The following is a 16076-nucleotide window of genomic DNA, read 5'->3' as shown; positions in this document are numbered from 1 at the left end:
TGTCGTCCGGCGGATTTATGACAGAAGTTAGCGGAAATCTTGCCATTGTCAACCGAAACCTGGATGGCTAGCGTTTCAAGCAAGCGGAATGGGAGGCCTTTTGTGGGCGGTATGTCAACGGCGGTGTCGTCGTCGTCACTGTCGTCCCTGCGTACGGCGATCGCCGGCGTAGGGATGATCGGGCGGGTGCATCTGGACGCCGTGCGCCGCACCGGTGCGCCGGTCGTCGGAGTCAGCGCCTCGACCCCGGCACGTGCCAAGGAGGCCGCGGCCGCGCTCGGCGTGGAGCGGGCCTTCGGGAGTTCCGAGGAACTGGTCACCAGTGACGACGTGGACGTGGTGCACATCTGCACGCCCAACGACGCGCACGCCGGCCTGGCGGAGCTCGCGCTGCGGGCCGGAAAGCACGTGGTCTGCGAGAAGCCGCTGACCACCGGGTCGGCCACCGCGGACGCGCTGGCGGCGCTCGCGGCGGAGTCCGGCCGGGTGGCCGCGGTGCCGTTCGTCTACCGCTACCACCCGATGGCGGCCGAGGCGCGGGCCAGGGTGCTCGACGGCCGGGCCGGCGACGTGCGGCTGCTGCACGGGCACTACCTGCAGGACTGGCTGTCGCAGCCGGGTGACACCAACTGGCGGGTGGACGCGGCGGCCGGCGGCCCCTCCCGGGCCTTCGCCGACATCGGCTCGCACTGGTGCGACCTGGTCGAGTGGGTGACCGGCCACCGGATCATCGAGCTGACCGCGGTGAGCCAGACGCTGGCCAGGGCCGGCGGGGTGCCGGCCACCGAGGACGCGGTGCAGCTGCTCTTCCGCACCGACCGCGGCGCCACCGGCACGGTGACGGTCTCGCAGATCTCCCCCGGCCGGAAGAACCGGCTGTGGTTCGAGGTGGACGGCAGCACCACGTCGCTGGCCTTCGACCAGGAGAACCCCGAGACCCTCTTCGTCGGCAGCCGCGGCGAGAACGCGGCGGTGCAGCGCGACCCCGCCGTACTGTCCCCCGCCGCCGCCCGGCTCTCGGTGGTGCCCGGCGGGCACCCGATGGGCTATCTCGACTGCTTCGCCGCCTTCGTCCGCGATGTGCACGCCGCCGTCCGCGAGGACGGCACCGGTGGGGCCTTCCCCACCTTCGACGACGCCGCCCGCATGGTGCGCCTCACCGAGGCAGTCCTCGCGTCGGCGGCCGACCGGTCCTGGAAAGAGGTCTCCTGACATGAAGCTGGGCTTCCTGACCGCCTGCCTTCCGCAGCTGCCGCTGGAGGAGATCGCCGCATGGGCGGCCTCGCACGACTACCAGGCGCTGGAGGTGGCCACCTGGCCGTCCACCGGGTCACGGGACTTCGAGGCCAGCCACATCGACGTCATCGACTTCGGCAAGCAGCAGGCCGACGAGGTGCGCGCGCTGTTCGAGCGGCACGGCCTGACCCTGTCGGCGCTGGCGTACTACGAGAACAACCTGCACCCCGACAAGGCCCGCAGGGCCGAGATCGCCGCCCACGTCCGGGCGAACGTCGACGCGGCCGCGCTGCTCGGCGTCGAGCACGTCGGCACCTTCATCGGCCGCCACCCGGGCCTGTCGGTGAAGGAGAACATCGCGCAGGCCGAACGCGAGCTGCCGCCGCTGGTGGAGTACGCGGGCGAGCGCGGCGTGAAGATCATCATCGAGAACTGCGTGATGGAGGGCTGGCACCCGGACGGCTACCCGGGCAACCTCGCCTACTCCCCCGAGCTGTGGGAGTGGATGTTCGACCTCGGCCTCTACCTCAACTACGACCCGTCGCACCTGCTGTGGCTGGGCATCGACCCGGTGGCCGCGCTGCGCCCGTACGTCGACCGCATCCCGCACGCCCAGGCCAAGGACGCCCAGCTCGACCCGCGCGCCAGGGACCGCTACGGCATCTTCGGCCGTACGGTCGAGCGCGCCGACGGCTGGGACAGCGGCTGGTGGCGCTACCGGGTTCCCGGGCTCGGCGACGTGGACTGGCGCCGGATCGTGGACACGCTCTACGAGGGCGGCTTCACCGGAGTGCTGTCCGTGGAGCACGAGGACCCCGTGTGGAGCGGGGACACCACCAGGATCACCCAGGGGCTCGAGATCGCCCACCGCACACTGCGCCCGCTCATCGTGGGCTGACGCTGCTACGCCGACCGATACCGCGGCTCCGCCGGGCCGCACCCGTCCCGCCCGTACCGCACCTGCCGCATTTCCAGGAGGCATCGTTTCGATGGCAACGCCCCTGAGCATCCAGCTCTACACCCTCCGGGACCAGATCGCCGCCGACCGCGACGGCACGCTGACCCGGCTCGCCGAGATCGGCTACCGCTCGGTGGAGCCCTACGACCCGACCGGCGACCCGACCGGATTCCGCAAGCTCGCCGACGAGCTGGGCCTGACCGTGCCGAGCACCCACGCCTACGCGCTGTTCAGCCAGGACGCCGGGGAGGTCTTCGACGCGGTACGCGCCGTCGGCACCGACCGGGCCATCATCCCCGGCGGCATCGAGCACGAGCTGTTCACCACCACCGACGGCCTCCAGCAGGTCGCCGACCAGCTCAACGGCTTCGCGGCCAAGGCCGCCGAGCACGACGTCCTGATCGGCTACCACAACCACTGGTGGGAGATCGAGCCGCGCTTCGAGGGCCGTACCGCCCTTGAGGTGCTGGCCGATCTGCTGGCGCCCGAGGTCTTCCTCGAAGTCGACACCTACTGGGCCGCCGTGGGCGGCGCGGACGTACCGGAGCTGCTGCGCACCCTGGGCGACCGGGTGTACGCGCTGCACGTCAAGGACGGGCCGGGCGTCAAGGACGAACCGCACACCGCGGTCGGGCAGGGCATCATCGACGTGCCGTCGATCCTGGCGGCGGCGCCCGAGGCGGTGCGGATCGTGGAGCTGGACAGCTGCGCGGGCGACGTCTTCGAGGCCGTCGGCGAGAGCCACCGCTACCTGACCGCCCTTGAGGGCCGGTCATGAGCGGCGGTCCTGTCGGCATCGCCCTGATAGGCGCCGGGGTGATCAGCACGCAGTACCTGACGGCGCTGTCGACCTTCCCCGACGTGCGGGTGCTCGCGGTGGCCGACCTGGACGTCGAGCGGGCCAGGGCGGCGGCGGACACCTACGGAGTGCCCGCGGCGGGCGACGTCGCCTCGGTGCTGGCGATCCCCGAGGTCGAGATCGTCGTCAACCTCACCATCCCCGCGGCCCACGCCGAGGTCGCCGGTGCGGCGCTGCAGGCCGGCAAGCACGTCTACGGCGAGAAGCCGCTGGCGCTCGCGCCGGCCGACGGGGCGAAGATCCTGGCCGAGGCGCAGGCCGCGGGCCTGCGGGTGGGCAGCGCGCCCGACACCTTCCTGGGCGCGGGGCTGCAGTCCGCTGCGCGGGCGCTGAGCTCAGGAGCCATCGGCGAGCCGGTCGCGGTGACCGCGGTGACGCAGGGCCCCGGTCCCGAGAGCTGGCACCCGAACCCGGAGTTCCTCTTCCAGTACGGCGCCGGGCCGCTGTTCGACATCGGCCCGTACTACCTGACCGCGCTGGTGGCGCTGCTCGGCCCGGTGAGCCGGGTCTCGGCGACGGCCAGGCAGGCGCGCGCCGAGCGGGTCATCGGGTCGGGGCCGAAGGCGGGCACGTCCTTCGCGGTCGAGGTGCCGACGCATGTGCAGGCGCTGCTGGACTTCGCGAGCGGGCCGAGCGCGTCGGCGACCTTCAGCTTCGACTCGGCGGTCTCGCGCCGGATGATCGAGATCACCGGCACCGAGGGCACCCTGTCGCTGCCGGACCCGAACACCTTCGAAGGGCCGCTGCAGGTCCGGGCGTTCGGCGAGGAGGAGTGGCGGGATCTGCCGGTGACCGGCTCGGTCGCGGGCCGCGGCATGGGCGTCCTGGACATGGCCCGCGCGGTCCGGGGCGGCGACGAGCACCGCGCCTCGGGTGAACTGGCCCAGCATGTGCTGGAGTTGATGTCCACCATCACCGAGTCCGCGGAGCGGCACTCCGTTCTGCCCCTGGAGTCCGGGGCGCCGGCGGTGCCGGTCCTGCCGGACGGCTGGGACCCGGTGGCAGCGACGCTCACCTGACGGGGTGTCGCTGCCACCGTGCTGGACCGGCCGCGCGCCCCGCGGGGCGCGCGGCCCGCACAGGCCCGGCCGGCCCACCCGTGGGGGGATGGGTCGGCCGGGTCTGCCTTACTGCCGCCCGCTCGCGGCTGTTGCTTACGGGTAGCTGGTCAGATCCGTCACCTGGTGGCCGCTGTTGACGGCGTCACCGGTGGAGTTGATGACATGGCTGATGGTGCCGGTGCCGCCCAGCGAGACGGTCACCATGTCGTGGAAGCGCACGCCCGAGGTGTTGGGCACCTGGAAGGCGTTGGCCGAGACCACCGACGGGTTGGCGCTGAAGTAGCAGTAGCTGCCCAGGCCCCAGGCCTCGTGGCTGGTGACCGAGTCGGCGACCTTGTAGGCGGGGTAGCCCTGCGACGAACCGTTCATCCAGGAGCTCTGGTTGGGCGGGTCGTAGGGCATCTCGTTCTGGAAGAAGTACGTCCTGCCGCCCTGCCCGTTCCACAGCACCTGCGTCTTCTGGAAGTGCTCGACGAACAGGCCGTACGCCGTCACGTTGGGGCCGTTGACGACCAGGCCGGTGTCGGCGGTGTTGGTGTTCCAGCCGACCGTGCCGCCGTTGCCGTGGTCGGCGCGCCAGATCCAGGTGTGGTCGATGATCGTGTTGCCGCTGTTGATCACCAGGGACTGGGTGGCCTTGCCGACGGTGGCGCCGCCGATCCGGAAGAAGACGTCCGACAGGCTGGTCGGGTCGGCCGCGTGGTTCGCGGACGATCCGGCCGGGCCGATCTGCATCAGCTGCTGGGAGGTGGTGGTGCCGGCGTCGATCAGCAGGCCGGCCAGCTTGATGCCGTCGACGTCGGCGGTGCTGATCGCGGTGATCCCGTTGTCGGGCACCAGCGTGGCCAGGCCCATGCCCAGCACCACGGTGTCGGGACGGGTGATGTTCAGCGTCTGGTTGAGGTGGTAGACGCCGGGGGTGACCAGCAGGTTCTTGCCCGCGGCGAGGGCCGCGTTGATGTCGGACGCGGTCGCGCCGGGCTTGACGACGTAGAACTGGTCGATCGGCAGCGACTGGCCCTGCGGGGTCTTGCCGCTCCAGGTGGTGCCTGAGGCGTTGGACTGCAGTGCGGGCACGAAGACCTGGTACTTGCCCGAGCTGTCGATGTACAGGAACGGCTTCTCGCGGATGGTGGGCGAGGAGGCGACCGTGGTGTACGTCGGGAAGGACTGGGCGGGGGCGCCCTGGTCGCCGACGAAGACCATGTTCCAGTTGGAGCCCGACCAGCTGCCCATCGTCGAGTCCCGGGTCAGGAACTGCTGCTGGGAGCCGGAGCGGATCTGGCCGTCGACCTTGGTGTCGGAGATGAAGCCGCCGCTGGACCAGCCGCCGTCGTCCAGCGCGAGGTTGCCGCGTACGTGCATCCGCCGGTAGGGCGCGGCCTGGGAGACCGCCCAGCGGTCGCTGCCGCCGGTGGGGTTGACCGACATGTTCTCGGCGTCGCGCCAGAAGTTCTGGGTGGCGTTGCCCTGGAACCAGTCGGCCTCCGCGTGCACGGCGCCGTTGATGGTGACGTCGTCGGGGCTCAGGCCCAGGCCCGCGACCTGGGTGTAGAAGCCGACGTTGACATCGGCGCTGTAGGTGCCCGGCTTGAACAGCACGGCGTAGCGCTGGCCGCCGAACTGGTTGGTCTGCTGCTGGTTGAAGATGGTGTTCAGCCGGGACTGGATCGTGGACGACGACATCGACGGGTCGAAGGTGACGACGTTGGGTCCGAGGTCGGGGTCGTCGCCGGTGGGCGGCGGGGTGGTGGTGCCGCCGGAGCCGCTGACGTTGAAGGACTGCGCCGCGCTGCCGTTGCAGGTGTACTGCTGGAGCTGGACGCTGTCGGCGGTGGACGCGCCGGGCACGTCGAGGCACTTGCCGCTGTTGCGGTTGACGAAGTGGAAGGCGCCGCTGGACTCGGCGACCGGCTGCCACTGCTGGTTGGCACCGCCGCCGTAGAGCCACAGCTGGGTCAGGGCGCCGTCGGCGGTCGAGACGTTCGTCTCGTCCCAGACCTGGTCCGGGGCCGAGGCCACGCCGATCCGGTAGTAGCCGCTGTCGGTCGCGGTGAACTGCCACTGCTGCGCGGTGCTGCCGTTGCAGGCGTACTGCTGGACGGCGGTGCCGTTGCCGGTGGCCGCGGCGCGCGCGTCCACGCACTTGCCGCTGCCGACGCCGGTCACGGTGGCCGGGGCGGTCGGGATGGTCGCGGCCCCGGCCTCGGGGGCGGAGACCAGTGCGATGCCGGCGCCGACCGGTATCAGGAACGCCGCCGCGAGGGCGGCCGTTCGTCTGCGGTGGCGGGGGTTGCGGGACGGCGAGCCGGTCCCTGCGGGTACCTGGGTCACACGAGTCTCCTCGTCGCGTTGTGGGGTCGCGATGCGGTGTGGACGCTAGGGGCCGCCTGTCGGGGAGTCAATACACATCAAAAAATAAGTCGTGAATTATGCGGTCACAGCAAAGGCCGGGCCTCAAGGCCCGGCCTGGCACGCTGTGTTGAACCGCTGGTCAGGCGTCCAGGACGTTGGTCGCGAGCAGCCCGATCAGGACGAAGCCGACCACGATCCGGTAGATCACGAAGGCGTTGAAGGAGTGCCGCGCGACGAAGCGCAGCAGCCAGGCGATGGACGCGTAGGCGACCACGAACGACACCAGGGTGCCGACCGCGAGGGCGGTGGTGCTCACCCCGCCGCCGGTGGCGTCCTTCAGCTCGTACAGCCCCGCGCCGGTGAGCGCGGGCAGGCCGAGGAAGAACGACAGCCGGGTGGCCGCCATCCGGTCGAGGTCGCGGATCAGCGCGGTGGAGATGGTCGCGCCGGAGCGGGAGAAGCCGGGGAAGAGCAGCGCCAGGATCTGCGAGGAGCCGACGTACATGGCGTCCTTGAGCGTCACCTCCTGCTCGCTGCGCTTGAACCTGGCCATCTGCTCCGCGGCCCACATCACTATGCTGCCGCCGATCAGCGAGCAGGCGACCACCCACAGAGAGCCGAGCGGACCGTCGATCAGCGATTTGGCCGCCAGGCCGACGATCACGATCGGGATCGTGGAGTAGATCACCCACCAGGTGAACTTGTAGTCGTGGTTGTCGCGCTGCCCCTTGTCCGTCAGTCCGCGCAGCCACGCGCTGACGAACCGCATGATGTCCTTGAAGAAGTAGACGAACACCGCGGCGATGGCACCGACCTGGATGACGGCGGTGAAGCCGACCACGGCGTCGTCGTCCACCTTGATGTTCATCAGGCCCTCGGCCAGCTTCAGGTGGCCGGTGGAGGACACCGGCAGGAATTCGGTGACTCCTTCCACGATTCCGAGGATGACGGCCTGGCCGACGCCGATGGCACTCATGGGTGGTCCTGTCCCCTGGTCTGCCGGTACTGGTCCGGCCCGCTCCGACTACAGCTGCGACTACATTCCGGTAGACGTCGGTGCGACTTTAGAGGATCGGCGGCCGGACCCCGAATCCGGGGCGGCCCGGCCGCCTGACCAGGGAACCTGGCGCGTGCTAGCAGGCGCCGAGGTCCTGCCAGACTCCCCACTCACCGGTGGTGCCGGGCGTCTCGCCCGTCGTCCACCACTTGGCCTTCCAGGTGTGGCCGCCGTACGAGACGGTGTTGCCGCCCACGTAGACCGCCGTGCTGCTCCAAGGCGCCGCGGTGCACGCGCTGGTGCCGCCGGTGACCGTCAGGGTGTAGGTGGCCGAGCGGCTGACGCCGCCCGCCGTGCCGGTGACCGTCAGCGCGTAGCTGCCGGAGACCGCCGAGGCGGTGGTCGACACCGACAGAGTGGCGTTGCCGCCCGCGGTGACCGAGCCGGGGCTGACCGACGCGGTGACGCCGGCCGGTGCGCCGCTGACCGACAGGGCGACGGACTGCGCGGCGCCCGCGGTCACCGCGGTGTGCACGCTGGAGGTGGTGGAGCCGCCCGCGGTGGCGGTGCCGGCCGCCGGGGTCAGCGACACCGAGAAGTCGTTGGCCGGCGGCGGGGTGCTCGCACCGTTGAACGGCTCGAAGGTGTGGCTGAACTGCCAGGTGCTCTGGGTGGTGCCCGAGCAGGTGTCGGAGCCGCCCTGGCCGGGGCAGCCGCCGTTGTCGCGCTGCAGCGCCCAGAAGGACAGGGTGTTGATGCCCTTGCCGACCGCCCAGTTGTAGACCGTGGTGGCGTTGGCGGTGGTGAAGGTCTCGGCGGCGCCGAAGTCGTCGATGCCGGGCATCTCGGTGACGCCCACCATGTTCCACAGCTGCGCGTCGGTCTTCGCCGGGTAGAGGGCCGCGAGCTGGTCGTGCAGGCCCTGGGCGGCGGTCTGCGTGTCGGTGGCCATGTTGTGCGTGGCGTTGTCGTAGTAGTCGAACGTCATGATGTTGACGACGTCGAGCTTGACGCCGTTGCTCACCGCGTTCTGCAGCACGGCCAGGCCGCTGCCCGAGCCGACGGAGCCGCCTTCCAGCCCGTGGGTGGTGGTCGGCAGGGTGTAGGAGAACTGCATCGGGCGCCCGTTGGCCGCCGCCCAGTCCTGCACCATCTTGACGGCCTTGTTGCGGCGGTCGATGCCGGCGGAGTTGGTCAGCGAGTTGTCCTCGATGTCCAGGTCGATCCGGCTGATGTCGTAGGTGGTGACGACCTTCTCGTACGCGGCGGCGATCGAGCTGACGTTGGTGCAGCTGTCGGCGATCTCGGTGCCGCCGTTGTCGGCCGCGTAGCCGCCGAACGACGGGATGACGTCGCCGCCGCCGGCCTGGATGGTGTCGATGTCGCCGCCGAAGTTCGCCTGGCTGATCGGCATCGAGCTGTCGCCGTTCCAGTACGGGGTGCAGGAGCCGACCGACGGGGTCTGGATGAAGGCCATCGTCAGGTACTTGTTGCCGGAGGCGGAGGCGAGGCCGGAGAGGCTGTCGCCGTTGTAGGCCTCGAAGTACGGCGCCGCTATGTGGCTGGGCAGGGCGGTGGCCGCGTGGGCGGTGCCGCCGCCGGTGAGGGCGAGTCCGGCGGACGCGGCGGCGGTGACGACGCCGGTGAGCACTGCGCGGAGACGGAGTCTGCGAACGGGTCCGGTCATGGACCGCGCTCCTTCCAGGTGGGGGGATCAGCAGACGGCGGTCTGCTGGTCTGGACCAATACTGCTGGTCTGGACCACCCAACTGTCAAGAGTCCTAACAGATAATGGAGTTGAACCAGTCGCCGCCGCAATCCGGCCTTTCCGGCACCCGGCAGCACGACGGCCACCGCCGCACCGGGGACGGTGCGGCGGTGACCTGTCCGTTTCCGCCGTCGGGGTCAGCGCCCCCGGCTGGCCAGCGCGAGCGCGGGAACGAACCGCGCGGCGTCCAGCGTCCCGACGCCGGTCGCCATGTCGTAGCCCTTCACCGCGGTGTAACCGGTGACGCCGTCATAGGTGTTGTTCGTGCCGTCCTTGACGTCCACGACACCGGTGGACTTGGCGCCGCCCTTCGCCAGCGCGTACAGCGCCTGGTGGATGTCGCCCACCCGGTGCCCGCCGAGCTGGTCGGCCAGCGCGATGACGCCGGAGAACAGCGGGCTGGCCTCGCTGGTGCCGCCGTAGACGTCCCAGCCGGTGGCCGTCGGGTCGAAGCTGGAGTACACCCACGCGCCGCCGTCGACAGCCGCGGCCATCGAGATGTCCGGGGTGCCGCGCCGGGCACCGACCACGCTGCTGACCCCGTTCTGGTACGCGGGGCGGGTGAAGACGTGCGACTGGCCGCCGCCGCCTGCTCCGTAGTCGTTGTAGACACTGTCGGGCGCGGTGCGGTCGCCCGCGTCGTCCAGGTGCAGCTGGGTGCCGCCGATCGAGGTGACCAGCGGGTCGGCGGACGGCCAGGAGTTCACCGGGTACGGGTAGTCCGTCGCACCGTCGGCCATCGCGTCGGTCGCGCCGCCGTCGCCCGAGGACGCCAGGACGGTCACGCCGCGCCTGGCCGCGGCCTGGAAGGCGTAGCGCAGCTTCTGGATGCTGGAGAAGTCGCCCTTGTCGAAGCCGGGGAAGGTGTTCTCCGTGGCCCCGAAGCTCTGGGTGATCACGTCGCCCACACCGTGGTCGATCATGTACTTCTCGGCGTCCATCATCTCCGGCAGCCCGGTGACGCCCTCGGTCTCGGCGACCCCGGTCTCCACCAGCACGATGTGCGCGTCCGGTGCGACCGCGTGCGCCATCTCGACGTCGAGCGTGCTCTCGCCCGCCCACCCGGTGTGGTCGGGGTTCGCCGGGTCGAACGGCGGCACGTCGCCCCACTTGACGACCTGCACCGTGGAGCTCTTGATGCCCCACTGGGCGCTGTAGACGTCCAGGTCGTGCTGGATCGTCGGGGAGCCGAACGAGTCCACGATGACGATGGTGCGGCCCTTGCCCGTGACGCCGGCGCGGTAGAGCGCGTTCAGGTTGTACGCCTGCCGGTACTGCAGCAGGTTGTAGCAGTTGATGCCCCAGGCCGCCTGGCACTGCGCGTTGCTCATGGGGCTGCTCTCCCCGTGGATCAGCCGGTGGCCGGAGACCGCGGGCACCGGCTTGACGGCCGGCGCACGGCCGGCCGGCGCCGCCGCCGCGGCGCCGCCGATCGGAGCAGCTATCAACGCGGCGGCAGTGAGAGCGGTGGCTCCGGCCGCTGCGACCGCGGCGCTGAACCGCGGGCGGACTCTGCGCATGGACACTCCTTGTATGGAGGACGACCGCACGAGACGGATGACGTGATCACACCCACAGATCATGCCCAGGACAAGAGCCTTCGCTGGTTCACGACCGCCGTTTTACCCGGATGGCCCTCCCTTTGATCTTCCATGACCATGACATGACTGGCCGTCGGTTTACGGCACGTCAGACCGCGTCAGGACACCACGTCCTTGGTGCGGAAGCCGCGGAAGGCCAGGGCCGTCAGCACGATCGCGTACGACACCGACACCGAGGCGCCCTGCAGCATGCCGGTCCACTCCAGCGTGGGCTGCAGCGCGTCGGCCCAGGAGAACTGCCAGTGCGCGGGCAGCACGTCCCGCCAGGAGCCGAGCGCGGTCACCGCGTCCAGCACGTTGCCGACGATGGTCAGCCCGACCGCGCCGCCGACCGCGCCCAGCGGCGCGTCCGTCCGGGTCGACAGCCAGAACGCGAGAGCGGCGGTGACCAGTTGGCTGACGAAGATGTACACCACCGCGACGGCGAGCCGCGGCAGCGCGTCCCCCGAGGCAAGTGCCCCGCCGGTGGGCAGCTCCAGGTCGCCCCAGCCGTACGCGACCGTGCCCGAGACCAGCGCCACCGCCGGCAGCAGCACCAGCGCGACCGCGCTGAAGCCCAGCGCCACCGCGAACTTCACGCTCAGCAGCCGGGTCCTGGGCACCGGTGCCGCCAGCAGGTAGCGCAGGCTCGACCAGCCCGCCTCCGAGGCGACCGTGTCGCCGCAGAACAGCGCGACCGGCACCACCAGCACGAAGCCCGCGGAGACGAACAGGCAGGTCGCGGCGAAGTTGGCGCCCGAGGCGGTGGCGGTGTCGATCAGCGTGGGACCGTTGCGCCCCTCCTTCGGGGTGCCGCCGATCGCGAAGGCGGCGATCAGGATGAAGGGCAGCGCCGCGAGCAGCGCTGCCACGATCATCGTGCGGCGCCTGCGCAGCTGCCTGCGGGCCTCGACCCGCAGCCGCAGCGTACGGCCGGGCCGGTAGCCCGGCGCGGCGGTACGCGGCGGCGGCACGGGGGCGGGCGCGGGGACGGGGGGTGCGGCGCTCATGCCGAGCCTCCGATCAGGGTCAGGAAGGCGTCCTCCAGGCGGCGGTGCGGCCCGACCCGGGCCACCGGCACGCCCAGCCGGACGAGTTCGGCCACGAACTGCGCCGCGGTCAGCCCGTCGAGCACCGCGAGCAGGCCGTCCTCCTCGCGGACCGCGGTGGACACCCCGGGCAGCCCGGCGACCTTGTCGACGACGGTCTGCGGCACCTCGCCGTCCACGCCGACCAGGACGGTGTCGGCCGAGCCGATGATGTCGGCGACGGGACCCGCGGTGACCAGCCGCCCGCGGTCCATCACCACCAGGTGCGTACAGCTCTGCTCGACCTCGGCCAGCAGGTGGCTGGAGACGATGACCGTGCGCCCGGCGGCGGCGTAGCGGATCAGCACCTCGCGCATCTCGCGGATCTGCGGCGGGTCGAGGCCGTTGGTCGGCTCGTCGAGGATCAGCAGGTCGGGCAGGCCCAGCATGGCCTGCGCGATGGCCAGCCGCTGCCGCATGCCCTGCGAGTACGTGCGCACCGCGCGCTCCAGCGCCTCGCCGAGCCCGGCGATCTCCAGGGCCTCGGCCATCCGGGCGTCCTGCGGCGGCCGTCCGGTGGCCTGCCAGTACAGCTCCAGGTTGGACCGGCCGGTCAGGTGCGGCAGGAAGCCGGCGCCCTCGACGAAGGCGCCCAGCCGGGACAGCACCGGCGCCCCCGGGCGCACCGCCTCGCCGAACACCCGGATCTCGCCGTCGTCGGGGCGGATCAGCCCCATCAGCATCCGCAGCGTGGTGGTCTTGCCCGCGCCGTTCGGCCCGAGCAGTCCGAGCACCTGTCCCGGCTCGACCCGGAAGGACAGGTCCCGTACGGCGTAGCGGTCGGCCGACTTGGCGTACCGCTTGCTCAGCCCGGTGATCTGCAGCGGCACCGCGGCCAGCGCCGGGTCGGCGGGCCGCGGGCGCACCCGGCGGCGGCCGGTGACCAGCAGGGCCGCCGCGGCCAGCAGCGCCAGCGGCGGCAGCGCCCAGGCCCACCACGGCAGCGGGGCCGCGTCGTCGCCGAGCGCGCTGTCGAGCGGCACGGTCAGCTCGGGAGAGAGCAGCGAGACGGTCAGCGAGGCGGGCGCGGCCGGTGAGGCGTAGCCCAGGTCGGTGGTCGCCAGGACCAGGCGCATCCGGTGGCCGGCCGCGAAGTCGTGGTCCACGGCGGGCAGTTGCAGCGTCACGTTGCTGCCGCCCGGTGAGCTCTGGACCCGCACGGGGGCGGCGAGGGCGGCGGGCAGCGTCGACTTGCCGCCGGGCGTGACGTCGTAGAGCTTGCCGAAGAGCACCGCCTCAGGGGCGTCGGTGGCCACCCGCAGGGTCACCGTCGGCGCCCCGGTCAGATGGGTGCTGCCGGTGAGCGGCGCCGACTCGAACTGCGCGTACTGCCCGGGGATGTCGAGCGACAGGCTCGCGCCGAGCGCGGACAGGGCGCCGAGCGAACCGGTGCCGGGCAGCGCGGAGATCGCCGGCGGTGCGCCGCCCGCCGGGTTGGTGATCCGCTGCTCGCGGCCCGCCAGGGCGATCCGGCGGGCGGTCGTACCCTCCAGGCCCGGGTAGCTGTCGCCTCCGGCGCCGCGCAGCACCACGCTGCCGTCGGTCGAGTTGAGGCCGCCGGTGCGGGTGACCCGGAAGGCGGGTCCCGTGCCGGTGCCGGTGGCGCCCTTGAGGTAGCGGTCGAACCAGGCGGTGACCCGGCGGTCGATCCTGCCGTCCTCGGTGTCGCCGCCGTCGTGGCCGCCGGCGATCCAGTCGACGGCGACCGGGGCGCCGTTCCCGCGGATCGCCGTGGCCATCGCGTCGGACTGGGCCAGCGTGAACAGCGAGTCGGTCTGGCCCTGCACGATCAGCGCCGGGACCTTGATACGGGACGCGACCGCGGAGGGGCTGAGCGCTTCGAGCTGCGCGCGGGCGGCGGCGTCCGGCCGGCCGGCGGTGGCGACGCGCTGGTAGAGCGCGCAGATGCCGGCGGCGAAGCGGCCGCACAGCGGGTCGGTGGGCGCGGGGGCCGCCGCGGCGCCCTGCGCGGACTTCGCAGGGGCCGTCGGCGCGCCGCCCGTTCCGGCCTGCGGTGCGGAGCCCGGGAGCGACGCGGAGCCCGAGGAGAAGAAGATGCCGGACCACAGCTTCTTGTAGACGTCGTTCGGGAACAGCGCGTCGGCGAGATTCCAGTACGTCTCGCGCGGCGCGATCGCGTCGACCCGGTGGTCGTACCCGGCGGCCAGCAGCGAGATGGCGCCGCCGTACGACACGCCCGAGATGCCGACCCTGGGGTCGCCCGGTGCGTCGAGCCGGACGTCGGGGCGGGCCGCCAGCCAGTCGATCAGCCGGCTGACGTCGGCGACCTCGCCGCTCCGCGCGTTGAGGCCGATGGTGCCGGTCGAGGACCCGAAGCCGCGGGCCGACCAGGTCAGTACTGCGTAGCCGTGCTCGGCCAGCTTCTCCGCCTGGCCGCGGACGTCGGCCTTGCTGCCGCCGAACCCGTGGCCGAGCAGGACCGCGGGTCTGCGGGTACTGCCGCCGGTGGTGAAGTACGAGGTGTCCAGGCGTACGCCGCCGGCGCCGGTGAGCATCGCGTCACTGCGGTGCACCGCGGCCCCGCCGCCGGCCGCCGCGGCGGTCCGGACGGCCACGCCGCCCGCCACCAGAACCGCGAGCGCCCCCGCCCCGGCCAACCACCGCCTGCGCCGCGGCCATCGAAGATCCATCCCTCGATCCTAGGCGGGCCCGCACGTGTCACCCGGACAGGGGCGGCGTTTCCCCGCCTTTTCACAGATGGCGGCACCCGGCAAGGCAGTCCCGTGGTGATCATCCACAACGCGCCGGGCCAGGCCGGTGAAATGCCGCAAGGCCATTGATTGCGGCGGGAGTTGATCTCCACCTGTGACACGGGTGCCTGATGGGCCGGGTTACCCGCAGGAGGCGATCAAGGAATTCCGCCGACCGGCCGAAGGCCCGCGACCGGCGTGATCGGCTTTCCCGGGGAATGCGCCGTACTGCGATGGCGCATTCCCCGGTCGGCCGCGCACGGAGGTGTCGATCATTCCGGCCGGTATTGCCGGGACGGCCCTCCTGGCCGGCCTTCCCCCGCCGGTCAGCGGTGGGACGAGGAACCGCGCCTGCGGGTCCAGAACACCAGGCCGCCGCCCGCGGCGACGACGGCCACGGCGATGCCCGCGATCATCGGCGTGGCGTTGGAGCTCCCGGTCTCGGCGAGGTCGCCGCCGCCGGCGGACGTGGTGGACGCGACGACCGGGGCGGGGCTGGTGCTCGGCGCCGCGGTGGTGGGCGGCGTCGTGGCGGGCGCGGTGGTCGCCGGAGCGGTGGTCGCCGCGGTGGTGGACGGCGACGTCGGCGAGGTGGTGGACGGCGACGGGCTGCTCGGCTTGACGCACACCGGCGCGGTCTTGGTCTCGTCCCTGCCGAACTTCTTGCCGTCGCCCGCCGTGACCACCAGGTGCAGGTCGAGCGGCGCGTCGTGCGGCGGCAGGGCGTCCTGGAAATGGAAGGCCGAACCGAACGTCTGGTCGACCAGCGCGCCTTCACCGCCGACGATGGTCAGCGTCACGGTGTTGCGCACATCGCTGTTGTACGCCGTCAGGTCGACCGTCACCGAATCGCAGGTCACCGACCAGTTCGGCGTATGTGCGGAAGCCGGCCCCGCCAGCACCACGGAACCGATCATGGCGGCCATTCCCGCCGTCGCTATCGCCGCGGATCTTCTGCGGCCCTGAACCGTCAGTCTCATGAACCCTCCCATTGCAGACCGGACTTCGCCCGTACGGCCCCGCCCGCCGAATTTCTGTGTGGGTCCGGGACCCTACACCCTGCCCTTCCCCGCCTATTCAGCGGGCGGCGCCCTTACGAATTCCGTAGGGAATTCAGCGGGGTTATCGCAGGACCGCGATGTCGGTGCCCCGGGATACGGTGCGAGGACGCACCCGGGGACGGCGCCGAGGCAGGAGGGACCCATGACGATGAGCACCGCACTGACCGCGGCCCAGCGGCGGGCGGTCACCGGCTCCGACCCGGCGACCGGGCGGCTGGCCGCCAGGGCCGACGTGTGCGCCGCGCTCGTCGCACGCGGGCTCGCGGTGCCGCACGGCCGCGCGGGGCACCACAGTTACTACCTGTCGCCGCAGGGGCTGCGGCTGCGCGCCGACCTGACCGCGGCCCGGCCGGAGGTCCCGCCGCCCGGCCGCCCGGCCGAGTCCTTCCCCTCGTTCGCGGA

The 16076-nt window shown here is 71.8% G+C and carries 11 protein-coding genes and 1 pseudogene; 5 read left to right on the top strand and 7 right to left on the bottom strand.

All coding sequences use genetic code 11. The features are described from left to right. The first annotated feature begins 111 nt into the window (after positions 1–111). The 4 genes from NFU81_RS35040 (at position 112) to NFU81_RS35025 (ending at position 4072) form a co-directional block, all read left to right on the top strand. Positions 112–1212, top strand: a complete 1101-nt coding sequence (locus NFU81_RS35040) for a Gfo/Idh/MocA family protein (RefSeq protein WP_251499460.1) — start codon at positions 112–114, stop codon at positions 1210–1212. Between the two features lies 1 nt (position 1213). Beyond that, entirely contained in the window at positions 1214–2134 is a 921-nt protein-coding gene (locus NFU81_RS35035) for a sugar phosphate isomerase/epimerase family protein (RefSeq protein WP_251499457.1), read from the top strand. A gap of 91 nt (positions 2135–2225) precedes the next feature. Then, positions 2226–2972, top strand: coding sequence for a sugar phosphate isomerase/epimerase family protein (locus NFU81_RS35030; RefSeq protein ID WP_251499454.1), 747 nt, complete (start codon positions 2226–2228; stop codon positions 2970–2972). Further along, complete coding sequence (locus NFU81_RS35025) at positions 2969–4072, top strand: Gfo/Idh/MocA family protein (protein ID WP_251499451.1); 1104 nt, start codon at positions 2969–2971, stop codon at positions 4070–4072. Before NFU81_RS35030 ends, NFU81_RS35025 begins: the two co-directional genes overlap by 4 nt. Positions 4073–4207: 135 nt before the next feature. On the opposite strand, the gene NFU81_RS35020 is transcribed toward NFU81_RS35025, so the two are convergent. From NFU81_RS35020 to NFU81_RS34990, 7 genes are all read right to left on the bottom strand, one after another. After that, positions 4208–6448: an RICIN domain-containing protein gene (locus NFU81_RS35020; protein WP_422665373.1), complete on the bottom strand. Its 2241-nt coding sequence runs from the start codon at positions 6446–6448 to the stop codon at positions 4208–4210. 160 nt (positions 6449–6608) lie between these two features. Beyond that, positions 6609–7445: an undecaprenyl-diphosphate phosphatase gene (locus tag NFU81_RS35015; RefSeq protein WP_251499449.1), complete on the bottom strand. Its 837-nt coding sequence runs from the start codon at positions 7443–7445 to the stop codon at positions 6609–6611. A gap of 157 nt (positions 7446–7602) precedes the next feature. Next, entirely contained in the window at positions 7603–9153 is a 1551-nt protein-coding gene (locus NFU81_RS35010; protein ID WP_251499447.1) for a chitinase, read from the bottom strand. Between the two features lie 218 nt (positions 9154–9371). Further along, positions 9372–10754 (bottom strand): S53 family peptidase, encoded by a 1383-nt coding sequence (locus NFU81_RS35005; protein WP_251499444.1) that lies wholly within the window; start codon positions 10752–10754, stop codon positions 9372–9374. 179 nt (positions 10755–10933) lie between these two features. Next, a complete protein-coding gene (locus NFU81_RS35000) occupies positions 10934–11824 on the bottom strand; it encodes an ABC transporter permease (protein ID WP_251499441.1) in 891 nt (296 codons plus the stop codon). After that, positions 11821–14553, bottom strand: coding sequence for an alpha/beta fold hydrolase (locus NFU81_RS34995; protein ID WP_251499439.1), 2733 nt, complete (start codon positions 14551–14553; stop codon positions 11821–11823). Before NFU81_RS34995 ends, NFU81_RS35000 begins: the two co-directional genes overlap by 4 nt. A 386-nt stretch (positions 14554–14939) precedes the next feature. Further along, positions 14940–15593 (bottom strand): LAETG motif-containing sortase-dependent surface protein, encoded by a 654-nt coding sequence (locus NFU81_RS34990; protein WP_251499436.1) that lies wholly within the window; start codon positions 15591–15593, stop codon positions 14940–14942. A gap of 223 nt (positions 15594–15816) precedes the next feature. On the opposite strand from NFU81_RS34990, the pseudogene NFU81_RS34985 reads away from it, so the two are divergent. Further along, a pseudogene (locus NFU81_RS34985) lies at positions 15817–16076 on the top strand (hypothetical protein); the annotation flags it as partial.

Origin of the sequence: Actinacidiphila cocklensis, assembly GCF_907177275.1 — a bacterium.
Taxonomy (GTDB): Bacteria; Actinomycetota; Actinomycetes; order Streptomycetales; family Streptomycetaceae; genus Actinacidiphila; species Actinacidiphila cocklensis.
Note: the sequence above shows the minus strand (reverse complement) of the source record. Positions and strands in the feature narration are given on the sequence as shown.